Annotated in this window: 21 protein-coding genes, 1 tRNA gene and 1 riboswitch; of the genes, 14 read left to right on the top strand and 8 right to left on the bottom strand. The window is 71.2% G+C overall.

Going from position 1 to position 23,847, the window contains the following annotated elements; all coding sequences use genetic code 11:
* Window positions 1-121 precede the first annotated feature (121 nt).
* A riboswitch (cyclic di-AMP (ydaO/yuaA leader) is annotated at window positions 122-306 on the top strand.
* A gap of 3 nt (window positions 307-309) precedes the next feature.
* From Sri02f_RS35800 to Sri02f_RS35765, 8 genes are all read left to right on the top strand, one after another.
* Entirely contained in the window at window positions 310-1,017 is a 708-nt protein-coding gene (locus Sri02f_RS35800) for a LysM peptidoglycan-binding domain-containing protein (RefSeq protein WP_109005488.1), read from the top strand.
* Window positions 1,018-1,357: 340 nt separating this feature from the next.
* Complete coding sequence (gene eno / locus Sri02f_RS35795; RefSeq protein WP_109005487.1) at window positions 1,358-2,650, top strand: phosphopyruvate hydratase; 1,293 nt, start codon at window positions 1,358-1,360, stop codon at window positions 2,648-2,650.
* A 205-nt stretch (window positions 2,651-2,855) separates the two neighbouring features.
* Entirely contained in the window at window positions 2,856-3,326 is a 471-nt protein-coding gene (locus Sri02f_RS35790) for an FtsB family cell division protein (RefSeq protein WP_109005486.1), read from the top strand.
* Between the two features lie 21 nt (window positions 3,327-3,347).
* Complete coding sequence (locus tag Sri02f_RS35785; RefSeq protein ID WP_109005485.1) at window positions 3,348-3,902, top strand: DUF501 domain-containing protein; 555 nt, start codon at window positions 3,348-3,350, stop codon at window positions 3,900-3,902.
* Window positions 3,899-4,840 (top strand): Ppx/GppA phosphatase family protein, encoded by a 942-nt coding sequence (locus Sri02f_RS35780; RefSeq protein ID WP_109005484.1) that lies wholly within the window; start codon window positions 3,899-3,901, stop codon window positions 4,838-4,840. The genes Sri02f_RS35785 and Sri02f_RS35780 overlap by 4 nt, the downstream gene beginning before the upstream one ends.
* A gap of 454 nt (window positions 4,841-5,294) precedes the next feature.
* The gene (locus Sri02f_RS35775; RefSeq protein WP_109005483.1) at window positions 5,295-6,689 is read left to right on the top strand and encodes an NAD(P)/FAD-dependent oxidoreductase; all 1,395 of its coding nucleotides are present in this window, start codon (window positions 5,295-5,297) and stop codon (window positions 6,687-6,689) included.
* Between the two features lie 202 nt (window positions 6,690-6,891).
* Window positions 6,892-7,494 carry a Uma2 family endonuclease gene (locus Sri02f_RS35770; protein ID WP_109005482.1) on the top strand — a complete coding sequence of 201 codons (603 nt, stop codon included), beginning with the start codon at window positions 6,892-6,894 and terminating at the stop codon, window positions 7,492-7,494.
* 138 nt (window positions 7,495-7,632) lie between these two features.
* Entirely contained in the window at window positions 7,633-8,922 is a 1,290-nt protein-coding gene (locus tag Sri02f_RS35765) for an SAM-dependent methyltransferase (RefSeq protein ID WP_109005499.1), read from the top strand.
* A gap of 67 nt (window positions 8,923-8,989) precedes the next feature.
* On the opposite strand, the gene Sri02f_RS35760 is transcribed toward Sri02f_RS35765, so the two are convergent.
* Entirely contained in the window at window positions 8,990-11,518 is a 2,529-nt protein-coding gene (locus tag Sri02f_RS35760) for an ABC transporter permease (protein WP_109005481.1), read from the bottom strand.
* 54 nt (window positions 11,519-11,572) lie between these two features.
* Entirely contained in the window at window positions 11,573-12,343 is a 771-nt protein-coding gene (locus tag Sri02f_RS35755) for an ABC transporter ATP-binding protein (protein WP_109005480.1), read from the bottom strand.
* 418 nt (window positions 12,344-12,761) lie between these two features.
* Between Sri02f_RS35755 and Sri02f_RS35745 the strand changes: the two genes are divergently transcribed.
* The 3 genes from Sri02f_RS35745 to Sri02f_RS35735 all read left to right on the top strand — a co-directional run bounded on the left by Sri02f_RS35745 (window position 12,762) and on the right by Sri02f_RS35735 (window position 15,253).
* Window positions 12,762-12,845 (top strand) — tRNA-Leu (locus tag Sri02f_RS35745).
* 127 nt (window positions 12,846-12,972) lie between these two features.
* A complete protein-coding gene (locus tag Sri02f_RS35740) occupies window positions 12,973-14,148 on the top strand; it encodes a 4-hydroxybenzoate 3-monooxygenase (RefSeq protein WP_109005479.1) in 1,176 nt (391 codons plus the stop codon).
* Window positions 14,149-14,359: 211 nt separating this feature from the next.
* The gene (locus tag Sri02f_RS35735) at window positions 14,360-15,253 is read left to right on the top strand and encodes a Bax inhibitor-1/YccA family protein (RefSeq protein WP_109005478.1); all 894 of its coding nucleotides are present in this window, start codon (window positions 14,360-14,362) and stop codon (window positions 15,251-15,253) included.
* A 91-nt stretch (window positions 15,254-15,344) separates the two neighbouring features.
* Here Sri02f_RS35735 and Sri02f_RS35730 read toward each other — a convergent pair whose 3' ends face one another.
* On the bottom strand, window positions 15,345-15,572 hold the full coding sequence (locus Sri02f_RS35730; RefSeq protein WP_109005477.1) for a DUF4287 domain-containing protein: 228 nt from the start codon (window positions 15,570-15,572) through the stop codon (window positions 15,345-15,347).
* Between the two features lie 104 nt (window positions 15,573-15,676).
* Here Sri02f_RS35730 and Sri02f_RS35725 point away from each other — a divergent pair, with 104 nt between their 5' ends.
* Window positions 15,677-15,988: a hypothetical protein gene (locus Sri02f_RS35725; protein ID WP_167467687.1), complete on the top strand. Its 312-nt coding sequence runs from the start codon at window positions 15,677-15,679 to the stop codon at window positions 15,986-15,988.
* Between the two features lie 3 nt (window positions 15,989-15,991).
* Here the strand turns inward: Sri02f_RS35725 and Sri02f_RS35720 are convergent, their stop codons facing one another.
* From Sri02f_RS35720 to Sri02f_RS35710, 3 genes are all read right to left on the bottom strand, one after another.
* The gene (locus Sri02f_RS35720; RefSeq protein ID WP_109005476.1) at window positions 15,992-16,792 is read right to left on the bottom strand and encodes a hypothetical protein; all 801 of its coding nucleotides are present in this window, start codon (window positions 16,790-16,792) and stop codon (window positions 15,992-15,994) included.
* A gap of 308 nt (window positions 16,793-17,100) precedes the next feature.
* Window positions 17,101-18,321, bottom strand: a complete 1,221-nt coding sequence (locus tag Sri02f_RS35715; protein WP_109005475.1) for an acetyl-CoA C-acetyltransferase — start codon at window positions 18,319-18,321, stop codon at window positions 17,101-17,103.
* 180 nt (window positions 18,322-18,501) lie between these two features.
* Window positions 18,502-19,533 (bottom strand): SGNH/GDSL hydrolase family protein, encoded by a 1,032-nt coding sequence (locus Sri02f_RS35710; protein ID WP_109005474.1) that lies wholly within the window; start codon window positions 19,531-19,533, stop codon window positions 18,502-18,504.
* 174 nt (window positions 19,534-19,707) lie between these two features.
* Between Sri02f_RS35710 and Sri02f_RS35705 the strand changes: the two genes are divergently transcribed.
* On the top strand, window positions 19,708-21,096 hold the full coding sequence (locus tag Sri02f_RS35705) for a cystathionine beta-synthase (protein WP_109005473.1): 1,389 nt from the start codon (window positions 19,708-19,710) through the stop codon (window positions 21,094-21,096).
* Window positions 21,097-21,513: 417 nt separating this feature from the next.
* Here the strand turns inward: Sri02f_RS35705 and Sri02f_RS35700 are convergent, their stop codons facing one another.
* Window positions 21,514-22,353 carry a helix-turn-helix transcriptional regulator gene (locus tag Sri02f_RS35700; protein ID WP_109005472.1) on the bottom strand — a complete coding sequence of 280 codons (840 nt, stop codon included), beginning with the start codon at window positions 22,351-22,353 and terminating at the stop codon, window positions 21,514-21,516.
* Window positions 22,354-22,499: 146 nt separating this feature from the next.
* Between Sri02f_RS35700 and Sri02f_RS35695 the strand changes: the two genes are divergently transcribed.
* Window positions 22,500-23,273 carry an SDR family oxidoreductase gene (locus Sri02f_RS35695; protein WP_109005471.1) on the top strand — a complete coding sequence of 258 codons (774 nt, stop codon included), beginning with the start codon at window positions 22,500-22,502 and terminating at the stop codon, window positions 23,271-23,273.
* 65 nt (window positions 23,274-23,338) lie between these two features.
* On the opposite strand, the gene Sri02f_RS35690 is transcribed toward Sri02f_RS35695, so the two are convergent.
* Window positions 23,339-23,758 carry a hypothetical protein gene (locus Sri02f_RS35690; RefSeq protein WP_109005470.1) on the bottom strand — a complete coding sequence of 140 codons (420 nt, stop codon included), beginning with the start codon at window positions 23,756-23,758 and terminating at the stop codon, window positions 23,339-23,341.
* Window positions 23,759-23,847: the final 89 nt, after the last annotated feature.

The raw sequence follows: 23,847 nt of genomic DNA, 5'->3' as shown, positions 1-23,847 counted from the left end.
CAGAAGCCCTGATCGTCTTTGAAATTCGGCGGATCACGTGTCTACGGTCGAGGCCGCTCGGCAATCCGAGCCCCGGCCGTCGCAACGCCGAATCCTGCCAGCGGCAGTCCGGGAACAGTCGTCGCGTCAAGCGCCGTAGGCAGGAGCGGGGGACCCAAGGTAAGCGCCGGGACCGGCTGTTGAGGCTGGATCCGGCTTGGGGTGAAGTCACCCCTCCAGGGAGCAGTGCTTCCGCGGAGGAGTGACCGGGCAACTCACACGGCCCGAACCCGACAGCTCACCTCGCAGGCGTCGGTGAGGGGATCCACCATGCTGTTTTCCGCCAAGGGCAAGCACCGTCGTCCGTCCAAGGCCACCCGCGCCGCCGCTCTGGCCGGCGTCACCGGTGTCGCCATCGCCGCTCCGCTGATGGCGGCCGGCAACGCCTCCGCCGCCACCGCCTCCGAGTGGGACACGGTCGCCCAGTGCGAGTCCGGCGGCAACTGGTCCATCAACACCGGCAACGGCTACTACGGCGGCCTGCAGTTCTCCGCCTCCACCTGGGCCGCGTACGGCGGCACGCAGTACGCCGCGCAGGCCAACCAGGCCTCCAAGTCGCAGCAGATCTCCGTCGCCGAGAAGGTCCTCGCCTCCCAGGGCAAGGGCGCCTGGCCGGTCTGCGGCACGGGCCTGTCCGGCGCCTCCTACAACGGCGGCGGCTCCGGCTCCTCGAACTCCTCCGGCTCGTCCAGCTCCTCCGGCTCGTCGGACAGCGGCAGCAGCACCCGCTCGACCGAGAAGCAGAGCGCCTCCCGCTCCACCGACCGCCCGGCCGCCTCCAAGACGGTCACCACCCCGACCGGCGAGAAGGTCAAGAAGGGCGACGGCGAGTACAAGGTCGTCAAGGGCGACACCCTCAGCTCCATCGCCGCGAAGCACAAGGTCAAGGGCGGCTGGCACAAGCTGTTCGAGCTGAACAAGGACATCGTCGAGGACGCGAACCTCATCTTCCCGGGTCAGCAGCTGCACCTGAAGTGACACCCGGCTCCCCGAGAAGCCGCGGCGCCCCCACGATCGAGGTCGGCACACCGCGGACCTCGTGAGGGCCGCCCCCCGTCCCCACGGGCCCCCCGCTCCGGTGCGTGTTCCCCCGTACGCGCCGGAGCGGGGTTTCTCTTTGCCCGTTCGCCGTCTCCCGGCAACCTTTCTCGGCCACCCCCTTTGTTCCGGGCGTGAACAATAGGTACGGTCTGTCTGTCCACGGGACGGTCGGTCGGCTGCCGACGGCCCGGGGGCGGTTAGGCTCTAGTCGCAAGGCTCGCCGAGGCCGTCATGGCCCGCGGGCCCCGCACAACCAGCGTCACATCCCAAGAAGGAGATGCTCGTGCCGTCCATCGACGTCGTCGTAGCCCGGGAAATCCTGGACTCCCGAGGCAACCCCACGGTCGAGGTCGAGGTCGGCCTCGACGACGGCAGCACGGGTCGTGCCGCCGTTCCGTCCGGCGCTTCCACCGGCGCCTTCGAGGCCGTCGAGCTCCGCGACGGCGACCCCAACCGCTACCACGGCAAGGGTGTCGAGAAGGCCGTCCTCGCCGTCATCGAGCAGATCGGCCCGGAGCTCGTCGGCTACGACGCCACCGAGCAGCGCCTGATCGACCAGGCCATGTTCGACCTGGACGCCACCGACAACAAGGGCTCGCTCGGCGCCAACGCCATCCTCGGCGTCTCCCTGGCCGTCGCCCACGCCGCGTCCGAGGCCAGCGACCTGCCGCTGTTCCGCTACCTGGGCGGCCCGAACGCGCACCTGCTGCCCGTTCCGATGATGAACATCCTGAACGGCGGCTCGCACGCCGACTCCAACGTGGACATCCAGGAGTTCATGATCGCCCCGATCGGCGCGGAGTCCTTCTCCGAGGCGCTGCGCTGGGGCGCCGAGGTCTACCACACCCTCAAGAAGGTGCTGAAGACCAAGGGCCTGTCCACCGGCCTCGGCGACGAGGGCGGCTTCGCCCCGAACCTGGACTCCAACCGCGCCGCGCTCGACCTCATCATCGAGGCCATCCAGCAGGCCGGTTACATCCCCGGCGAGCAGATCGCGCTCGCGCTCGACGTCGCCGCGTCCGAGTTCTACAAGGACGGCAAGTACGAGTTCGAGGGCAAGTCCCGCTCGGCCGCCGAGATGACCGAGTACTACGAGGAGCTCGTCTCCGCGTACCCGCTGGTCTCCATCGAGGACCCGCTGTTCGAGGACGACTGGGCGGGCTGGAAGGTCATCACCGACAAGCTGGGCGACAAGGTCCAGATCGTCGGCGACGACCTCTTCGTCACCAACCCCGAGCGCCTCGCCCGCGGCATCGAGGAGGGTTCCGCGAACGCCCTGCTCGTCAAGGTGAACCAGATCGGCTCGCTGACCGAGACCCTGGACGCCGTCGAGATGGCCCAGCGCAACGGCTTCAAGTGCATGATGTCCCACCGCTCCGGCGAGACCGAGGACGTCACCATCGCCGACCTCGCCGTCGCGGTGAACTGCGGCCAGATCAAGACCGGCGCCCCGGCCCGCTCGGACCGCGTCGCCAAGTACAACCAGCTGCTGCGCATCGAGGAGATCCTCGACGACGCCGCGGTGTACGCCGGCCGCAGCGCCTTCCCGCGCTTCCGCTCCGCCAACTAGGCACGGCACGGGCGAGGCCCCGCCAGGGGCAAGGCCCAGCCAGTCGTACGTACGTCCCCGTACTCGGTCCCGTACCGTGTGCGGGGACGTACGCACGTGAAGGGGAGGCGGAGCACATGCCCGTGCTGTGCTGTCCCGGGGGGACGACCCCCGGACCTCCGGCCGACCAGCAGACGCCGGGAGTACTGATGCGAGGTGAGCTCTCATGACCGGCCGGGACCGGTTCTCCACCGCGACCAGGATCAAGCTGCTCGGCGAGCAGACCGCGGCCCGGGTCTACCGCTCCCAGACGAAGCGCCAGGCCCGCCGCTCCCGGCTCACCGGGCGGGCGGCCCTGCTGGCGCTCGTCCTGTGCACACTGATCGTCGCCCTTGCCTACCCCATGCGCCAGTACGTCTCCCAGCGCGCCGAGGTCGCCGATCTGGAGCGTGAGAAGCAGCAGGCCAGCGAGCGCGTGCAGCAGCTGCGCGACCTGAAGGCGCGCTGGCAGGACGACGCGTACGCAGAGCAGCAGATCCGACAGCGGCTGCACTACGTGCTGCCGGGGGAGACCGGCTACATCGTCGTCGACCCGGACGCGGCCCGGCAGTCCCGGGCCGGCCTCGGGGCGGCGGACCGCCCCTGGTACTCGAACGTCTGGGACGGGGTCGATTCGTCGGACGCCTCCGACCAGTGACCGACCGATAGAAAGACAGGCATGGAAACAGCCCCGCCGACCACTCCGCGCACCGAGCCCACCGACGCGGACGTCGAGGCCTTCAAGCAGCAGCTCGGACGCCCGCCGCGCGGCCTGCGCGCGATCGCGCACCGCTGCCCGTGCGGACAGCCGGACGTCGTCGAGACGGCCCCGCGGCTGCCGGACGGAACCCCCTTCCCGACGCTGTACTACCTGACGTGCCCGAAGGCCAACTCGGCGATCGGCACGCTGGAGGCGAACGGCGTGATGAAGGAGATGACGGAGCGGCTGCAGGCCGACCCGGAGCTCGCCGCCTCCTACCGCGCCGCGCACGAGGACTACGTCCGGCGCCGGGACGAGATCGAGGAGCTGAAGAACTTCCCCAGCGCGGGCGGCATGCCGGACCGGGTGAAGTGCCTGCACGTGCTGGTGGCGCACTCCCTGGCGGCAGGACCGGGCGTCAACCCGCTCGGCGACGAGGCGCTGGCCATGCTCCCGGAGTGGTGGCGCAAGGGCACGTGCGTGACCCTCGCGACGGACTCGGCGACGGACTCGGCGACGGAGGAGACGCGGTGACGCGGGTCGCCGCCGTCGACTGCGGCACGAACTCCATCCGGCTGCTCGTCGCCGACGCGGACCCGCGGACCGGCGAACTCGTCGACCTGGACCGCCGGATGACGATCGTCCGGCTCGGCCAGGGCGTCGACCGCACCGGCCGGCTCGCCCCCGAGGCGCTGGAGCGGACCTTCGCCGCCTGCCGGGAGTACGCGGCCGTCGTCAAGGAGCTCGGCGCGCAGCGGCTCCGCTTCGTCGCCACCTCCGCCTCCCGGGACGCGGAGAACCGGGACGAGTTCGTGCGCGGGGTGCTGGACATCCTGGGCGTCGAGCCCGAGGTCATCACCGGTGAGCAGGAGGCCGAGTTCTCCTTCACGGGGGCCACGCGGGAGCTCGGCGGCCGCGAGGACCTCACCAGGCCGTACCTGGTGGTCGACATCGGCGGCGGCTCGACCGAGTTCGTCGTCGGCGACGACCGGGTGCGCGCCGCCCGCTCCGTCGACGTGGGCTGCGTGCGGATGACCGAGCGGCACCTGGTCGTGGACGGGAAGGTCACCGACCCGCCGGCCGAGCGCCAGATCGCCGCCATGCGCGCCGACATCGAGGCCGCTCTCGACCTCGCCGAGCGGACGGTCCCGCTGCGTGAGGCGCACACCCTGGTCGGCCTGGCCGGCTCGGTCACCACGGTCTCGGCGATCGCCCAGGGGCTGCCGGAGTACGACTCCGCGGCCATCCACCACTCGCGCGTCCCGTACGACGAGGTCCGCGAGATCACCGAGCGGCTGCTGCGCTCCACGCACGCCGAGCGCGCGGCGATCGGCGCGATGCACCCGGGCCGGGTGGACGTGATCGCGGCGGGCGCGCTCGTGCTGCTGGCGATCATGGAGCGGACCGGTGCGCAGGAGGTCGTCGTGAGCGAGCACGACATCCTCGACGGCATCGCCTGGTCGGTTGCGTAACGGACGTCCGACCCGCTCCGTGCACTCTGCTGAGCAGGCAGGATGCCCGGATGAGCACAGCCGAGGGGCCCTTCGTGGCCCCTCGGACGCGTTCTCGCGGCACCCCGCCGGGAAAGTTCGTGAAGTTCTTCACAAGGAATTCGGCCCTGTCGGAGGACGAAGGCGTCCCGGTTGACCCTTCCGGGGGCCGAACTGCCGTGTGAACGTGTTCAAAACAGGCGGGCACGGACGTATCGCGGGCGGTTCGGCAGGAGGCGGCCCGGGGTCCTCGCGGCGTCCTCCGGGGCCCGGAGGAGCAGCTCACGCGCCATTGACAACGTCGCGCCCTATACGCTGGTTCCCTCTTCGCGCCATGATGTGGATCACGCGAGCGGCGGAGGATAGCACACACCCCCTCCAAGCTTGTGAAGGGGCGCACGAGCGACCCCCCACAAGCGGGTGGATACTCGATGGCATGAGCACCACGGAGCGTCCCAGGATCCTCGTAGTAGGCGGTGGGTACGTAGGCCTGTACGCAGCTCGGCGCATCCTCAAGAAGATGCGCTACGGCGAGGCGACCGTCACGGTCGTCGACCCCCGGTCGTACATGACCTACCAGCCCTTCCTCCCCGAAACCGCCGCCGGCAACATCTCCCCGCGCCATGTCGTCGTCCCGCTGCGACGCGTGCTGCCCAAGGCGGAGGTTCTCACCGGCCGGGTCACCACCATCGACCAGGACCGCAAGGTCGCCACGATCGCCCCGCTGGTGGGCGAGGCGTACGAGCTGCCTTTCGACTACCTGGTGATCGCGCTCGGCGCGGTCTCCCGCACCTTCCCGATCCCCGGCCTCGCCGAGCAGGGCATCGGCATGAAGGGCGTCGAGGAGGCCATCGGCCTGCGCAACCACGTCCTCGAGCAGCTGGACAAGGCCGACTCCACCACCGACGAGGAGATCCGCCGCAAGGCGCTCACCTTCGTCTTCATCGGCGGCGGCTTCGCCGGTGCGGAGACCATCGGTGAGGTCGAGGACCTGGCCCGCGACGCGGCCAAGTACTACAAGACGGTGTCCCGCGAGGACATGCGCTTCATCCTGGTCGACGCCGCGGACAAGATCCTGCCCGAGGTCGGCCCCAAGCTGGGCCAGTACGGCAAGCAGCACCTGGAGAGCCGGGGCGTGGAGATCTACCTCTCCACCTCCATGGACTCCTGCGTCGACGGCCACGTCGTGCTGAAGAACGGGCTGGAGGTCGACTCCAGCACGATCGTCTGGACCGCCGGCGTCAAGCCCAACCCGGTCCTCGCCCGTTACGGCCTCCCGCTCGGCCCCCGCGGTCACGTCGACACCGCCCCGACCCTCCAGGTCCAGGGCACCGACTACATCTGGGCCGCCGGCGACAACGCCCAGGTCCCCGACGTCGCCGCCCGCAAGGCCGGCGTCGAGAACGCCTGGTGCCCGCCGAACGCCCAGCACGCGCTGCGTCAGGCCAAGGTCCTCGGCGACAACGTCATCTCCGGCATGCGGGGCTTCCCGCAGAAGGAGTACGCGCACTCCAACAAGGGCGCGGTGGCGGGCCTCGGCCTCCACAAGGGCGTCGCGATGATCGTCATGGGCAAGATGAAGATCAAGCTCAAGGGCCGTCTCGCCTGGTACATGCACCGCGGCTACCACGGCATGGCGATGCCGACCTGGAACCGCAAGATCCGTGTCTTCGCCGACTGGACCCTCGGCATGTTCCTCAAGCGCGAGGTCGTGGCGCTGGGCGCGCTGGAGTCCCCGCGCGAGGAGTTCTACGAGGCCGCCAAGCCCGCCCCGGTCGCCGCGAAGCCGGTCGCCGAGAAGACCGAGAACGAGAAGGCCAAGGCCTCCTGACCTCCGGTCACCCGGCCCCGGGCCCCTGGGCCCGCGGTCACTGAGACACCCCCGAAGGGGCCGTCCGCCATCCGTGGTGCGGACGGCCCCTTCGGCGTCCCCGCCGGGACGCGGCACCGTTGTCACCCTTTGTGATGACGATCTCCGATTGCGCCGGTTACCGTGGTCGGGCAGGCCGAGAATCCCCTCCATGGGAGGAACCATGACCGCCGAGCCCCTCGCCGAGACCAGCTCCCGCTGGCCCGTGCCGCCCCGGGACGGATACAGCGTGGACGACCTGTTCACCCTGCCCGACCTCCCGCCGCACACCGAGCTGATCGACGGGAGCCTGGTGTTCGTGAGTCCGCGGCGCCGCTTTCACGCGAAGATGATCGAACTGCTGCTGCACGGCCTGCGCCGCACCTTGCCGAAGAGCATGAAGGTCGAGCGCGAGATGACCGTCGTCCTGGACCGCCGCAACGGCCCCGAGCCCGACATCTCCGTCGTGCGCGCGGATGCCGTCACCGGCCTGGACCAGACCCGCTTCCAGGCCGCCGACGTCCTGCTCGCCGTGGAGGTGGTCTCGCCCGACTCCGAGGCCCGCGACCGGGACACCAAGCCCCACAAGTACGCCGCCGCCGGCATCCCGCACTTCTGGCTGGTCGAGCTGTCCGACGAGAGCGAGCGCCCCCTGGTCCGCACCTACGAGCTCGACCCGGTGACCAAGAGCTACGCCTTCACCGGCAGCCACCGCGACCTGCTCAAGACCGACGTCCCGTACGACATCGACATCGACATCACGCCGGACGCCCTCGACGCGCTCTGACGTTCCCGCCGGCTCAAGGCCAGCGCTGTGTGCAGGTATTTTGCCCAGCCGTGACGGCGTCGCGGGACTGGACACCGAGCCCTCTCGTGTTTACGTGGTGACAGGACATCCGGGATCGCCGTCATGGAGGTGTGCATCATGGCCGACGCCGCGCCGCGGCTCCATGAGCTCGTCGAACAGATGCTGGGAGAGCCTTTCCCGGTGCGCCTCCGCGCGTGGGACGGTTCGCAGGCGGGCCCGCCCGGCGCGCCGGCCCTGGTCGTACGCAACCGCAGGGCCCTGCGCCGGCTGCTGTTCAAGCCCGGCGAACTGGGCCTGGCCCGCGCGTGGGTGGCCGGCGACCTGGACGTCGAGGGTGACCTGTACACCGCGCTCGACCTGGTCTCCGGGCTCCTGTGGGAGCGCGGCGAGGACGCCCGCACCCTCGCCCGGGCGCTGCGCGACCCCGAGTTCCGCACCGCGGCCCGCGGTCTGCTGAGGCTCGCCGGCCCCCCGCTGCCGCCCGCCCCGCCCCGCGAGGAGATCCGCCGGACCGGGCACCTGCACACCCGCCGCACCGACAGACGCGCCGTCAGCCACCACTACGACGTCGGCAACGACTTCTACGCACTCGTCCTCGGCCCGTCCATGGTGTACTCCTGCGCCTACTGGGAGTCCGCGGACGGCGCCCTGGAGGACGCCCAGCGCGACAAGCTCGAACTCGTCTGCCGGAAACTGGACCTGAGCCCGGGTCAGCGCCTGCTGGACGTCGGCTGCGGCTGGGGATCGATGGCGGTCCACGCGGCCCGTGAGCACGGCGTGCGCGTCGTCGGGATCACCCTCTCCCAGGAGCAGGCGGCCTACGCCCGCAAGCGCGTCGCCGAGGCCGGGCTCACCGACCGGGTCGAGATCCGCGTCCAGGACTACCGGGACGTCGCCGACGGCCCGTTCGACGCGATCTCCTCCATCGGCATGGCGGAACACGTCGGCTCCGACAGGTACCTGGAGTACGCGCGCGTCCTGTACGCGCTCCTGACGCCGGGCGGCCGGCTGCTCAACCACCAGATCGCCCGCCGCCCGCAGCGCGACGAGTCCGCCTACGGCGTGGACGCCTTCATCGACGCCTATGTCTTCCCCGACGGCGAACTCGCCCCCGTCGGCACCACGGTCGGCCACCTCGAACGCGCCGGCTTCGAGGTCCGCGACCTGGAGTCGATCCGTGAGCACTACGCCCTCACCCTGCGCCGCTGGGTGGGCCGCCTGGAGGAGGCCTGGGACCGGGCGGTCCGTCTGACCAGCCCCGGCCGCGCCCGGGTCTGGCGGCTCTACATGGCCGCCTCCGCCGTCGCCTTCGAACGCAACCGCATCGGCGTCAACCAGATCCTGGCCGTCCGGACCCCCGGCTCGGGCGACTCCGGGATGCCGTTGCGCGCCCGCACCTGGAACTGACCCGGCACGAGCGAGGGGTCCCGCGCCGACCTCCCGGCGCGGGACCCCTCGCTCATGCCGCTCGTCGCTACTCCGACTTGATCGCCGCCAGCATGTTCAGCCGGGAGGCGCGGCGGGCCGGCCACAGCGCCGCCAGGATGCCCACCCCGGCGGCCAGCGCCAGGAAGAGCGCCATCCGGCCCCAGGGCAGGACGAGTTCGTACGTGGGCATCTTCGTGCCGAGCAGCTCGCCGGCCGCCCAGCCGAAGAACACGCCCAGTCCGATGCCGAGCACCCCGCCGAAGAGCGAGATCACCAGGGACTCCAGCCGGACCATCCGCTTCACCGCACGCCGGTCCAGACCGATGGCGCGCAGCATGCCGATCTCCTGGGAGCGCTCGAACACGGACATCGCCAGGGTGTTGACGACGCCGAGGACGGCGACGATCACGGCCATCGCGAGCAGCCCGTAGAGCATGTTCAGCACGAGCGTGAACGTCTTCGCGATCTCGTGGGAGAGGTCCGCCCTGCTCTGGACCTTGATGGCCGGGTTGGAGCCGAGGGCCTTCTCCAGCCGGTCCGCCGTGCCCTCCGAGGCCCCGCCCGACGTCTTGACCATGACCTGCATGTCGGCCGGGTCTGCCACATGCGGGGTGAGGGCCGCGTTGTCGACGATGATGCCCTGGATCAGCTGGTTGCCCTGGTAGACCCCGGCGACCGTCAGCTGCTGCTTCCTGCCGTCCTCGTAGTGCACCGTGAAGACGGAACCCGCCTTCCAGCCATGGGACTTGGCGGTGTCCTCGTCGACGGCGACCCGTGCGCCGGCCACCGTGAAGGCGCCGTCGTCGACCTTGAGGTCGGTGAGCTCGCCGATGGCGGAGCCGGTGACGCCGGTGAGGTACTCGGTGGTGCCGTCGATGCGGGCGGGCGCGTTGCGCATCGGGCTGGTGGCGGTCACCCCGGCGACGGACCGGAGCTTGTCGTCGACGTCCGGGGAGAGCTCGTTGCCGTTGGCCATCGACACGACGTAGTCGGCCTTGATCGCGGAGGACGCCATCTTGTCGATGGACCTCTGCAGGCTGCCCGCCATCACGGTCATGCCGGTGATCAGGGTCAGCCCGATCATCAGCGCCGACGCGGTCGCGGCCGTGCGGCGCGGGTTGCGCACCGAGTTCTGGCGGGCCAGCTTGCCGGACACCCCGAAGACGCGCAGCACGGGCGCGGCGGCCGCGATCAGCGGGCGCGACAGCAGCGGGGTCAGGACGAACACGCCGAGGATCAGCAGGACCGCGCCCAGGCCCATGGGGGCCTGGCCGTCGGAGCCGTCCATCGTCGTCGCGGCCAGGACCACCGCGACGCCCGCCGCCGAGAGCAGCGCGCCCAGCGTGTTGCGCAGCACCAGCGACCTGGTCGACGCGGTCGCGTGCACGCTGCTCATCGCGGCGACCGGCGGGATCTTCGCGGCGCGGCGGCCGGGCAGCCAGGCCGCCAGCATGGTGATGACGACGCCGACGAGGAGGGCGGTGGCGACGGTGCCCGGGGAGACGACGAGCGGCCCGTCGGGCACGGTCGCCCCCAGCGTCCCCAGCAGGGAGCGCAGCCCGGCCCCGATGCCGACGCCGGCGACCAGGCCGGTCACGCCGGCGACCGCGCCGACCACCAGCGCCTCGATCAGCACCGAGCGCGTCACCTGCCGGCGCGAGGCTCCCACGGCCCGCAGCAGCGCGAGCTCCTTGGTGCGCTGGGCGACCAGCATGGTGAAGGTGTTGGCGATGATGAAGGTGCCCACGAACAGCGCGATGCCGGCGAACACCAGCAGCCCCGACTTCAGTCCGCTCATCGAGGAGGAGATCGCCTCCGCCTGGTCGTCGGCGAGCTGCTTGCCGGTGGTGGTCTCGACCTGGTCCTTCGGCAGGGCGGCGTCCAGGGCGGACTTCAGCGCGCTCTGCGAGGTCCCGGCGGCCGCCTTCACGTCGATCTCGTCGTAGACGCCGGGCTTGCCGAAGAGTTTCTGCGCGCTCGCCGTGTCGAACAGGGCGAGGCTGCCGCCGGCGGCGACGTTGCCGTCGTCGGTGGTGAAGACGCCGGTGATCCGCGGGGCGAGGACCGGACCGTCGACGGAGAGCCGCACGGTGTCGCCGACCCCGTACCCGGCGCGCTCGGCGGTCTTCGCGTCGATGAGGACCTCGTTCACGCCGCTCGGGGCGCGCCCGGAGACGAGCGGATAGCGGACGTCCTTCGTCCCCCAGTAGTTGCCGCCCTGCGACTGGAAGCCGCCGCCTATGAGCTTGCCGTCCTTGTCGGCCATGGCGGTGAAGCCGGTCACGACGCCGACGGCGGACGCCGCGCCCGGCGTCTTCGCGCTGCGCTCCAGCAGGGCCTGGGTCAGTTCGGGCGTCTTGACGATGCGGTCGCCGACGTCGGGCCGGGACTCGGCGGTGACGGCGACGTCGACCTGGTCGAAGCCTTTGGCGGAGCTCTTCTGCAGGGCGTCGGAGATGGTGTTGGTGAAGACCAGGGTCCCCGACACGAAGGCCACGCCGAGCATCACGGCGAGCACGGTCATCAGGAGCCGGGCCTTGTGCGCGAGGACGTTGCGCAAGGCGGTACGGAACATGGGTGTCGTCTTCTCAGTCCTGCTCGTCGGCGAGCGGTAGGTCCCGGTACGGGATCAGCTGGTGCGGCCCTTGGCGTCGAACCGCTTCATGCGGTCCAGCACCGACTCGGCCGTCGGCCCGTACACCTCGTCGACGATCCGCCCGTCCGCCAGGAAGATCACCCGGTCCGCGTAGGCCGCGGCCACCGGGTCGTGGGTCACCATCACCACCGTCTGCCCCAGTTCCCGCACGGAGTTGCGCAGGAAGCCCAGCACCTCGGCGCCGGAGCGCGAGTCGAGGTTTCCGGTCGGCTCGTCGCCGAAGACGATGTCCGGCCGCGAGGCCAGGGCGCGGGCGACGGCGACCCGCTGCTGCTGACCGCCGGAGAGCTGTGAGGGCCGGTGGCTCAGCCGGTCGGCGAGCCCCACCATCCCGATGACCTTGTCCAGCCACTCCTTGTCCGGCTTGCGGCCCGCGATGTCCATCGGGAGGGTGATGTTCTCGAGAGCGTTCAGCGTCGGCAGCAGGTTGAACGCCTGGAAGATGAACCCGATCTTGTCCCGGCGCAACCTGGTGAGCTGCTTGTCCTTCAGGGAGCCGAGTTCGGTGTCGCCGATGCGCACGGAGCCGGAGGAGAAGCTGTCCAGGCCGGCCACGCAGTGCATCAGCGTGGACTTGCCGGAGCCGGAGGGCCCCATGATCGCGGTGAACTCGGCCTGCCGGAAGTCGACCGAGACCCGGTCCAGGGCGACCACCTGGGTCTCGCCCTGTCCGTAGATCTTCGACAGGTCCGTGGCACGTGCGGCCGCTGTGGTGGTCCGGTCGGCGAGGGGGCTGGTGGTCACGGAGTGGTGCTCCTGTCGGGACGGCGATGGGTTCCTCGGGGTCGTGAACCATCGTCCCGGTCGCCTGCCGCCGTGTAGTCAGCCGCTGTTCCGGTTCTGAAGGCAGACTCCGGACGGACCGCGGGCTCTCGTGTCATACCTGGGGATGACGGCCGCCCCCTCCTTGCCCACGTGCCCGTCCGTCAGCTGGCCATCCGTCAAGAACCGGTGGAGCAACCTCGTTCGGACGGTGAAATTCCGTCATTCCGCATACACGAGCGGTGGCCGCGCGCGACGCTACTGGCAGGTGCGGACGGCCGCTTTCAGGTGCTGATGCACCCTCAGACGTCAATAAAATAAGACAACATCGGGTCCGATCGTCCGCTGATCGGAGGACGGATCCCGATAGGGTCGGTACCTCAAGCGGAGCCCTCGGCCTGCCCAGATGGTGGAATGCAGACACGGCGAGCTTAAACCTCGCTGCCCCTTCGCGGGCGTGCCGGTTCAAGTCCGGCTCTGGGCACTTCCGACGTCTCGGTGATCCCTCCACCGTCCCGACCGTTGACACCCGCTGGACACGGGCGCACACTCACGTCCCAGGTTAGTGAAGAAAACTTCACTGTGCGAACGTCCTCCGAAGGGAACGCCCGATGCGCACCACCGTCGGCATCGTCGGCGCCGGCCCGGCCGGCCTCCTCCTCGCCCGTCTGCTCCATGTCGCCGGCATCGACTCCGTCGTCCTGGAGAGCCGCGACCGGGCCTACGTGGAGCACCGCCAGCGCGCCGGGATCCTGGAGCAGGGCACGGTGGACGTCCTGCGCGCGGCCGGCGCGGGGGAGCGCATGGACCGGGTGGGCCTGCGCCACGACGGCATCGAGCTGCGGTTCGCCAGGCGGCGCCATCGCGTGGACTTCCCCGCCCTCACCGGTGGCCGGTCGGTGACGGTCTACGCCCAGACCGAGGTGTGCAAGGACCTCATCGCCCTCCAGCTCGCGCAGGGCGGCCCGCTGCTCTTCGAGGCGGAGGCGCTGGCCGTGGAGGACGCCGGGACAGACCGCCCGCGCGTGCGCTTCCGCCACCGGGGCGTCGAGGACGTCCTGGAGTGCGACTACGTCGTGGGCTGCGACGGCTTCTGGGGCGTCGCCCGCAAGGCGGTCCCGGCCGGGCTGACCCGCGTCTTCGAGCGGACGTACCCGTTCGGCTGGCTCGGGATCCTCGCCGACGTGCCGCCCTCGCACGACGAACTCGTCTATGCCCGCCACGAGCGCGGCTTCGCGCTGCTCTCCATGCGCTCGCCGTCCGTCTCCCGGCTCTACCTCCAGGTGCCCGAGGGCACGGACGCGCAGGCGTGGCGGGACGAGGAGATCTGGGACGAGCTGTCCCGCCGCTTCGAGACCGACGACGACTGGCGGCTGGAGCGCGGGCCGATCACCCAGAAGTCGGTCACCCCCATGCGCTCGTACGTGCACGAGCCCATGCGCCACGGCCGGCTCTTCCTCGCCGGGGACGCGGCCCACATCGTGCCGCCGACCGGGGCGAAGGGGCTGAACCTCGCCGTCGGGGACGTCGTTACCTTCGCGCGGGCCCTCGCGCACCGGCGGGAGACGGGATCGTCCGTCCTCCTGGACGCCTACTCCGAGACGTGCCTGCGGCGCGTGTGGCAGGCCGAGAGGTTCTCCTACGACATGACGACCCTGCTGCACCCGGCCCCCGACGCCACCCCCTTCGAGGAGCGGCTCCAACTCGCCCGGCTGGAGCGGATCGCCGCCTCGCGGGCGGCCGAGACCGATCTGGCCGAGGGCTACACCGGGTTCCCGTTCGATTGATCGAACAGCGGGGTTCGTCCGGTCTCCGTGGGATACCGGCCTTGTCCCGGCTTGGTCATGATCAGGGGCGGCCCGTGTGGGGAATCGCCACGCCGCGTAGCGTGTTGCGCGACAGGACGAGGGAAAGATCCTCCCCAAGCACTAGGGTCAATCCTTTGCCTACCTATTACCCTTGAGCCAAGGCCGCGCCACGTGGCCATGGAGGAGTGCAATGAGGAGCAGAAACCCGGTCTTCTCGCGACGGGGGTTCAGCCGCGACAACGGCTACGCGGGCTTCAACGCCGCGCCGCAGGCCGGGGGACCCGCAGTCGGCACGCAGCCGGGCAACCCGTACGCCCAGCAGGCCGGCAACCCGTACGCGCAGAACCCCTACGCCCAGCAGGACCTGCAGTACGGCGCCCCGCCGCAGGCCCCGGCCGCCACCGGCCGGATGACCATGGACGACGTCGTCGCGCGCACCGCGACCACGCTCGGCGCCGTTGTCGTCACGGCGATCCTGTCGTGGCTGCTGCTGCCGGTCGACGAGGCCAACCTCAACAAGTCGTACGGCATCGCCGTCGGCGCCGGTCTGGTCGCCATGGTGCTGGCGCTGATCCAGTCCTTCAAGCGACGCCCGGTTCCCGCGCTGATCCTGTCGTACGCCGCGCTCGAGGGCGTCTTCCTCGGCGTGGTGTCCAGCACGGTGTCCACGTACATCGCGAACGGCGTGGTCGCGCAGGCCGTGCTCGGCACCATGGCGGTCTTCGCCGGCGTGCTGGTGGCGTACAAGGCGGGCTGGATCCGCGTCAACCGCCGCTTCTACGGCTTCGTGATGGCCGCCGCGCTCGGCTTCGTGCTGCTGATGGCCGTGAACCTGCTGTTCACGGTCTTCGGCGGCGGTGACGGGCTCGGCTTCCGCAGCGGCCCGCTCGGCGTCGTCTTCGGCGTCATCGGCATCATCCTCGGCGCGTGCTTCCTCGCCCTCGACTTCAAGCAGGTCGAGGACGGCGTGGCCTACGGCGCCCCGCGCGAGGAGGCCTGGCTCGCCGCCTTCGGCCTCACGATGACGCTGGTGTGGATCTACATGGAGTTCCTGCGACTCCTGTCGATCCTGAACAGCGACTGACCCCGCGCGGCACGGCGAGCGACACCACGAAGGGCCCCGGGACACGCGTCCCGGGGCCCTTCGCCGTCAGCACGGGTGTGTCGCGAGCGCGCTAGAGCAGTTTGCGCGCGGCCCTCCTCAGGTCGTACTCGTGGATGATCGCCTTGGCGTGGCCGTACGCGAGGTCGTGCTCGGCGCGCAGCCAGCTGACCTTCTCCTCGAAGCGGAGAGCCGGGCCTTCGTCGACGGTGCGCAGCCAGTCGGAGACTTCACGACCGGTGCAATGGGGGATGCGGGCCAGTATGTTGCGGTGGGTCTCCTCGGAGAGGACATGGGACATCGGCGCCTCCGGTAGCAAAGGGGATGTAAGCCGGTCCTTCAGGTCACCGTGCCTGACTGTTCGCCCGTTGGCAACAGTCCCGGTGCGACGCGTAGTCTCGCGGCGTGGCTGATACGACGTCCCTGACCCGTGCGGTGGACCACTTCGCCGACCGTCTGCGTGCCGCCCCGCAGAGCCGTCTGCAGAGAGGCGCGGCCGCCGAGGCGCTCGCGCTGGCCCGGGAGTTGGCCCGGCGGGCCCAGCTCGTGGAGGAGCCCGGCACCCGGCCCCGGGAGATGCCCGACGCCGGGATGTTCGCCGCCGCCGACCAGATCACCGTCGCCGTACACGACTTGGCCCTCGTGCTCACGGACGAGGGCCAGATCGAGGAAGCGGTGGCACTGGTGGCGCAGGCGCAGAAGCGGGCCGGCGTGTGAGCCTCACAGGCTCGCTATGACCCGGTCCGCCAGGATGTAGACGTTGTCCGCGCCGCACTGGAACGTCAGCGTGTACGCGCCGGAGATGCCCGAACCGCCCAGCAGGAACGGGGTCTCGCCCGCGGTGAGGGCCGCGGCGAGGCGTTCCGCCGTCTCGCGGTGGCCCGGAGTCATGCACAGGGTGGTGCCGTCGGCGAAGACGTAGACGTCGAGGGTGCCCAGCGGGCCCGGGCGCACATCGGTCAGTTCGACCTGGGACGCCGCGAGTTCCTCCAGAGTGGCCACCGTGCGCTCGTGGTCGTTCACGACGGGTGACTGTACCGGTACGAAGTCGGGGTGCGAGGGGTGACGGCGGCGGGCCGCGGCCAGCTCCGCGGACTCACTGCTGAAGTCGTCGGCGTCCGCGGCCGGCTCGGCCACCGGCTCCAGCCCCACGAAATCCGCCTGCCGGGGCAGGAACAGCTCACTGTCCGGCAGCCCCAGCAGGGAGGGGGTGTCGGAGGCGTCACGGGCCTCCTGGGCGGCCCAGAAGGCGCGCGCCTCGGCGAGCTCCCGCTCCCGCTCCTCCGCGAGCGCCTCGGCGACCGCGGCGCGTATCTCGGCTGTGTCGGCGGTGGCGCGGGCCGCCGGAACGAAACCGCGCAGATGCGCGGCTGCGCTCTCGGCGCTCTCGGCGTTCCTGGCGAGCTCGGTGTGCAGGGCGGCGACCTGTCGGCGCAACTGCAAGAGGGTGCGCAGGACGGCGACGCTCACGGCGCCCGTGGCGGCCGTGGTGACCAGCAAGGCGATCGGCATGGCGCTCACTGACGTACTCCCGGTTCAAAGTCGACCCCCGACTTCCTACATCAGCTTGAAGGGTGGACTATCCAGCTGTCAGTGCGTAACGTCACGAAACGGACAGGACTTTGGGCCTGGGGTCGGCTGTCGAAAGGCGCTGAGCTGGGTAAATCCCTCCTGGGAGGGAGATAGGTCACATCCTGGGGGAGATTGGATCACAAAAAGGCCCGGAGCCCAGGTACTTTCCGGACTCCGGACCGATTCATGACGGGGGGTGACGAGGCGATTACGCAGAGGCCCCGTCGGATCCTCCGTCGGATCCTCGCGTCACCGGGTCAGCTCAGGCGCTCGATCACCATCGCCATGCCCTGGCCGCCGCCCACGCACATGGTCTCCAGACCGAACTGCTTGTCGTGGAACTGCAGGGAGTTGATGAGCGTGCCGGTGATCCGGGCGCCCGTCATGCCGAAGGGGTGGCCGACGGCGATGGCGCCGCCGTTGACGTTCAGCTTGTCGAGGTCGATGCCGAGGTCGCGGTAGGAGGGGATCACCTGGGCGGCGAACGCCTCGTTGATCTCGACCAGGTCGATGTCGCCGACGGTGAGGCCGGCCCGGCGCAGGGCCTGGTTGCTCGCCTCGACCGGACCGAGGCCCATGATCTCGGGGGACAGGCCCGAGACGCCGGTCGACACGATGCGGGCGAGCGGGGTGAGGCCGAGCTCGCGGGCCTTGGTGTCGCTCATGACGACCACCGCGGCCGCGCCGTCGTTCAGCGGGCAGCAGTTGGCGGCGGTGACCATGCCGTCGGGGCGGAAGACCGGCTTCAGGCCCTGCACGCCCTCCATCGTGACGCCGGCGCGCGGGCCGTCGTCCTTGCTGACGACCGTGCCGTCGGGAAGCGTCACCGGGGTGATCTCGCGCTCCCAGAAACCGTTCTTGAGGGCTTCCTCGGCGAGGTTCTGCGAGCGGACGCCGAACTCGTCCATGTCCTGCCGGGTCACGCCCTTGACGCGGGCGAGGTTCTCGGCGGTCTGGCCCATCGCGATGTAGGCGTCCGGGACGAGGCCGTCCTCGCGGGGGTCGTGCCAGGTGGTGCCCTCCTGCTCGGCGACGGCCGCGGTGCGGGCCTCCGCCTCGGCGAAGAACGGGTTGTGCGTGTCCGGCAGGCTGTCGGAGTTGCCCTTGGCGAACCGCGAGACCATCTCGACGCCCGCCGAGATGAAGACGTCGCCCTCGCCGGCCTTGATGGCGTGCAGGGCCATGCGGCTGGTCTGCAGGGACGAGGAACAGTAACGGGTGATCGTGCAGCCGGGGAGGTGGTCCATCCCCATCTGCACGGCCACGATGCGGCCCAGGTTGTTGCCCTGCTCGCCGCCGGGCAGGCCGCAGCCGAGCATCAGGTCGTCGATGTCCCGCGGGTCCAGCTCGGGGACCTTGGCGAGGGCGGCCTGGATGATCGTGGCGGTGAGGTCGTCCGGGCGCAGGTCCTTCAGGGAGCCCTTGAAGGCGCGGCCGATGGGCGAGCGGGCGGTCGAGACGATGACTGCTTCGGGCATCACGGCTCCAGGCGGGAAGGTGGCGCTCAGCGCCTCGTTACGGGCGGCGGTCGAGCCACGGGCAGGGGTTCGTACGGGCACGGCTGCTTGGGAAGTTACCCGTACGTATGGCCAGGGTCACGGGGATGGCGATGTGACCCTGGCCGCAATTTACTAAGCGCTTGCTTGGCCGCCTGTCGCTCAGGGGGAAGGAGCGGCGGGCGCCCGCTCCGGCTCCGCCACCCGCCGGCGCCGGCGCCGCTTCAGCAGGGCCCAGGGGCCGCGAGGGCCGGTCGGCATCGCCGCCGTCACCTCCGTGCCGGGCTCCGAGGCCGCTTCCGCCGCCGCCCGGGCCACCGGCAGGAAGCCCTCGCGGCGGGCGGCGTCCGGCCGCTCGTCCTCGGCCGGCCACAGGCCGAGAGCCGCGCAGACCGTGGGCAGGACCGCCATCGCCGCCGTCGCATAGCCCTCCGCCGACGGGTGGTAATGGTCGGGGCCGAACAGCTCGCGCGGGTTCGCCTCGAACTCGGGACCCAGCAGGTCGCCCAGGGACACCGTGCGGCCGCCCTGCTCGACGGCGCCGATCGTCTGGGCCGCCGCCAGCTGGCGCGAGGCCCGGCGGGCCAGCCAGCGCAGCGGCTGCTGGACCGGCTCGATCGTGCCCAGGTCCGGGCAGGTGCCGACGACGACCTCCGCCCCGGCCGTGCGCAGCCGCCGCACCGCCGCCGCCAGATGCCGCACCGAGCGGGTGGCCGGCATGCGGTGCGTCACGTCGTTCGCGCCGATCATGATCACGCAGACGTCCGGCACCCGGTCGCCGTCCTGCAGGACCAGCGCGACCTGCCGGTCGAGGTCGTCGGACTGGGCGCCGGGGTGCGCCACGTTGCGCAGCTCCACGGGCCGCTCCGCGACCGCCGCCAGCCCCGAGGCCAGCAGGGCGCCCGGGGTCTGCCCGGAGCGGTGGACGCCCTGGCCCGCCGCCGTGGAGTCGCCCAGCATCGTCAGCCGCAGGGGCTCCCTGCCCGGCCCGGGAACGTCGTACGCGGTGCCGTAGCGGCCGTCCGCGTGCGGGACGTGCGGGTGCGCCCCGTTGTTCACCTGGCGGCGGGCCAGATGCACCTCCGCCAGCACCAGCCCGGCCACCGCCGCCCCGGCCAGTCCGATGCCGCCGCCGCCGTAGGCCGCGCCGGCCGCGATACGCCGGGCCACTCTCGCCCTCGACATGCTCGTCATGCCTCGACGCCACCTCCTCGTGTCCGTACACCCACTCCTTGCCCCGTACGCACCGTCGTCCAATCTCGACGGGGAGTGAACCTGCCGACGGGGACGCCGCCCCGGCCCGCAGCCGGGCCCGTACCCTGGCGGGACCACTACGACCACAGTTTTTGCAAGCAACCGGAGACAACGGTGCAATTCCACGACTCGATGATCAGCCTCGTCGGCAACACCCCGCTGGTGAAGCTCAACAGCGTGACCAAGGGCATCCAGGCGACCGTCCTGGCCAAGGTGGAGTACTTCAACCCGGGCGGCTCCGTGAAGGACCGCATCGCCCTGCGCATGATCGAGGCCGCCGAGCAGAGCGGAGAGCTGAAGCCGGGGGGCACGATCGTCGAGCCGACCAGCGGCAACACGGGCGTCGGGCTGGCCATCGTGGCACAGCAGAAGGGGTACAAGTGCATCTTCGTGTGCCCCGACAAGGTGAGCACCGACAAGATCAACGTGCTGCGGGCGTACGGCGCCGAGGTCGTCGTCTGCCCGACCGCCGTGGACCCCGAGCACCCCGACTCCTACTACAACGTCTCCGACCGGCTGGTGCGCGAGACGCCGGGCGCGTGGAAGCCCGACCAGTACTCCAACGCGAACAACCCGCTCTCCCACTACCACTCCACCGGCCCCGAGCTGTGGGAGCAGACGGAGGGGCGGATCACCCACTTCGTCGCCGGCGTGGGCACCGGCGGCACCATCTCGGGGACCGGCCGGTATCTGAAGGACGCCAGCGAGGGCCGGGTGCAGGTCGTCGGCGCCGACCCCGAGGGGTCCGTGTACTCCGGCGGGTCCGGGCGGCCGTACCTGGTCGAGGGCGTCGGTGAGGACTTCTGGCCGACCGCCTACGACCGCACCGTCGCCGACGAGATCGTCGCGGTGTCCGACAAGGACTCCTTCCAGATGACCCGGCGGCTGGCCAAGGAGGAGGGCCTGCTGGTGGGCGGCTCCTGCGGCATGGCCGTCGTGGCGGCGCTGCGGGTCGCCGAGCGGCTCGGCCCGGACGACGTGGTCGTCGTCCTCCTGCCCGACAGCGGCCGCGGCTACCTCTCGAAGATCTTCAACGACGAGTGGATGGCCGACTACGGCTTCCTCGAGGACGAGGGGCCCAGCGCGCGCGTCGCCGACGTGCTCAACGACAAGGTGCACGGCGCCATCCCCTCCCTCGTCCACATGCACCCGGACGAGACCGTGGGCCAGGCCATCGAGGTGCTGCGCGAGTACGGCGTCTCGCAGATGCCGATCGTGAAGCCGGGCGCCGGGCACCCGGACGTCATGGCCGCCGAGGTCGTCGGGTCGGTCGTGGAGCGGGAGCTGCTGGACGCCCTGTTCACCCAGCGGGCCTCCCTCGGCGACCCGCTGGAGAAGCACATGTCCGCGCCGCTGCCGCAGGTCGGTTCCGGCGAGCCGGTCGGCGACCTGATGTCCGTGCTCGGCATGGCGGACGCGGCGATCGTCCTCGTCGAGGGCAAGCCCACCGGGGTCGTCAGCCGTCAGGATCTGCTGGCCTTCCTGGCCAAGGGCGGGAAGTAACTTCCGGGGCGTGGGGGCCGTAACTGCGGGGAAACCTGCGGTGAACGGCCCCCGCGGGCGTCGGACTTCCGTTTGCCCACCGGATCGGTGGACTTCGTGGAAGTGGTACGAGCACGTCACGTGCGCGCAGCACCCGGTTAACACGCGTCCGGCATATTTGTGGATGTCGAAGGGCGGTGGGGGTACCTCCCAGGCGTTGAGCGCTGGGGGAGGCTCCCCGCCCCTACGGCACCGAAACGGCGTCACGGACCTCCGGAGCGGCTCCCGGACCTCCACCGACGCCACGGACGCGCAAGCCCGGCCTGACCCGGCACGCGTCCCTCGCGGGGACCGCCGTCGTCCCGCCCCCCGGTGACGGGGGTGCGGCGGTCCCCGCGCAAGCTTCCCCGCGCGCGGCCCCCTTTTCGGCGGCTCGGCTCAGCGGGGCGACGTCTGCACCTGTGAGGCTCCCCAACTGCCCAGCAGCCGCAGCCGCTCCTCCGTCTCGGAGCCCGCTTCGGCGGTGTACACCAGCAGGGTCTGGTCCGGGTCCGCCGCCACCGCCAGCGTCTCGTAGGGCAAGGTCAGCAGACCCGCGACCGGGTGCTGGACCCGCTTCACCCCGTAGGCGCACTCCCGGACCGGATGATCGGCCCACAGCCTGCGGAAGTCCTCGCTCTTCAGCGAGAGTTCCCCGACGAGCGCGGTCAGCCGGCGGTCGTCCCGGTGGTGGCCCGCCAGGTTCCGCAGGTGCGCGACGCACTGCGCGGCCACCGCGGACCACTGCGGGTAGAAGTCGCGGGAGCCGGGGTCGAGGAAGACGTGCCGGGGGATGTTGCGGCCGTCCGGCCCGGCCCGGCCGTAGCCGAACACGGCGTCGGCCGCCGCGTTCCACGCCAGCACGTCCATCCGGACGTCCAGGACGAACGCCGGGGTGCGCTCCATGCTGTCGAGCAGGAGTTGCACGCCCGTGCGGACGCGGGGCGCGCTCCGGCGCCCGGCGGGCCTGTGCGGGCGGGCGACCGCGCGCAGGTAGGCGTGCTCCGTGTCGTCGAGGCGCAGGACGCGCGCCACGGCGTCCAGCACCGCGTCGCTGACGGCCGGGCCCCGGCCCTGCTCCAGGCGTATGTAGTAGTCGACGCTCACTCCGGCGAGCTGCGCCACCTCCTCGCGCCGCAGCCCGGGAACGCGCCGGCGCCCGTGCGAGGGCAGTCCGACCTCCTCCGGCCGGATGCGGGCGCGGCGCGAGCGCAGAAAGTCTCCGAGATCCCCGTCCATGCGCTCGATGGTAGGGGAGGGGCGGATCGCGAACCTGGTACTGGCAGACCCAGGAAGAGCGCAGCCCTGGGTAGCGCCGCGGGGGACGGTGAGAGTGGTGCGTGCCGCCGGGGAGACGCCCCGGCCCAGCGTCGCAGGAGCATCAGATGCCGTACGAGAACCCGTATGCGAGCCTTGCCGGCCGTACCGCCGTCGTCACCGGCGCCGCCAGCGGGATCGGGGAGGCGGTGGCCGTGCTGCTCGCCGCCTCGGGCGCCCGGGTCGCCCTGCTGGCCCGGCGCGCGGACCGGCTGGAGGCGGTCGCCGAGAAGATCCGCGCCGACGGCGGCGAGGCCCTCGCGGTCGTCGCCGACGTCACGGACGACGCGTCCGTGGCGGGGGCCGCCGACCGGGTCAGGGAGGCCTACGGGGCCGTCGACCTGGTCGTGAACAACGCGGGAGTCATGCTGCCGAACCCCGTGGACGACGGTCGCGTCGACGAGTGGCGGCGGATGCTGGACACGAACGTCACCGGGGTGCTGCGGACGATCCGCGCCTTCACCGGGGACCTGGTGGGCGCCGCCGCCGAGGGGCGCGCCGCCGACCTGGTGAACGTCTCGTCGATCGGCGCGCACGTCACGTTCCCGAACTACGCGGTGTACGGGGCGACCAAGGCCGCCGTCACCTACCTGTCCCAGTCCCTGCGCACCGAGTTCGGGCCCCGGGACGTGCGGGTCACCAACGTCGAGCCGGGACTGACGCAGACCGAACTGGCGACGCACCTCGACAACGACGAGCTGGCCGGGCAGCTGGACGGCATGTTCGACGCCGTCGGCGCGCTGTCCTCGGCGGAGATCGCCGACGTCGTCGCCTACGCGACCAGCCGCCCGCGGCACGTCAACCTGCGGCAGATCATGGTCCTGCCGACCCGGCAGGCGTGAGGCCAGGAGCCAGAAGCCAGGAGCGGGCCGGCCAGGGGCGGGCCCCTCGGTCCGCGTCGCGTACGTCAGTCCGCGTCGCGCGCGGACCGTCGGCGCCGGCCCGGCAACAGCTCGGGGTTGCTGCGGGCGGCCTGCACGAAGTTCACGCCGACGACGCCGAGCCAGGTGGTGAGCACGCCGGAGAAGCCGGCGAAGGCGCCGCCGATCGCCGACAGCGGGACCGCCAGGATCAGCGAGACGACGCCGAAGCCGAAGCGCTCGCCCCAGGAGTCCGCCGCCCTGGGCGAGCGGGCCCCGCGGGCCGTGGCCATCTGCTGCTCCGCGAGTTGCCGGCGCACCCGGCGCTCCACCGCGCCGTCGATGCGCTGGTCGACCTTCTCCAGGAACGAGTCCACCAGCGCGGACTCGTACTCCTCGCCGAGTTCCCTGCGTGTCTGCAAGGTGGCGTCGAGTTCCTTCTTCAGGTCCGTGTCCCGCGCGTCCATGGCCGTCTCCCATCCCGTCATGGACACCAAGGCTAGGGAGCCGGGACGCCCGCCGCACTGGGGACAGCCCCCCTGTCCGGCGGGGGGCC

The sequence above is a fragment of the Streptomyces rishiriensis genome (assembly GCF_003112535.1).
Taxonomy (GTDB): domain Bacteria; phylum Actinomycetota; class Actinomycetes; order Streptomycetales; family Streptomycetaceae; genus Streptomyces; species Streptomyces rishiriensis.
This window is presented reverse-complemented; position numbering and strand designations above follow the sequence as displayed.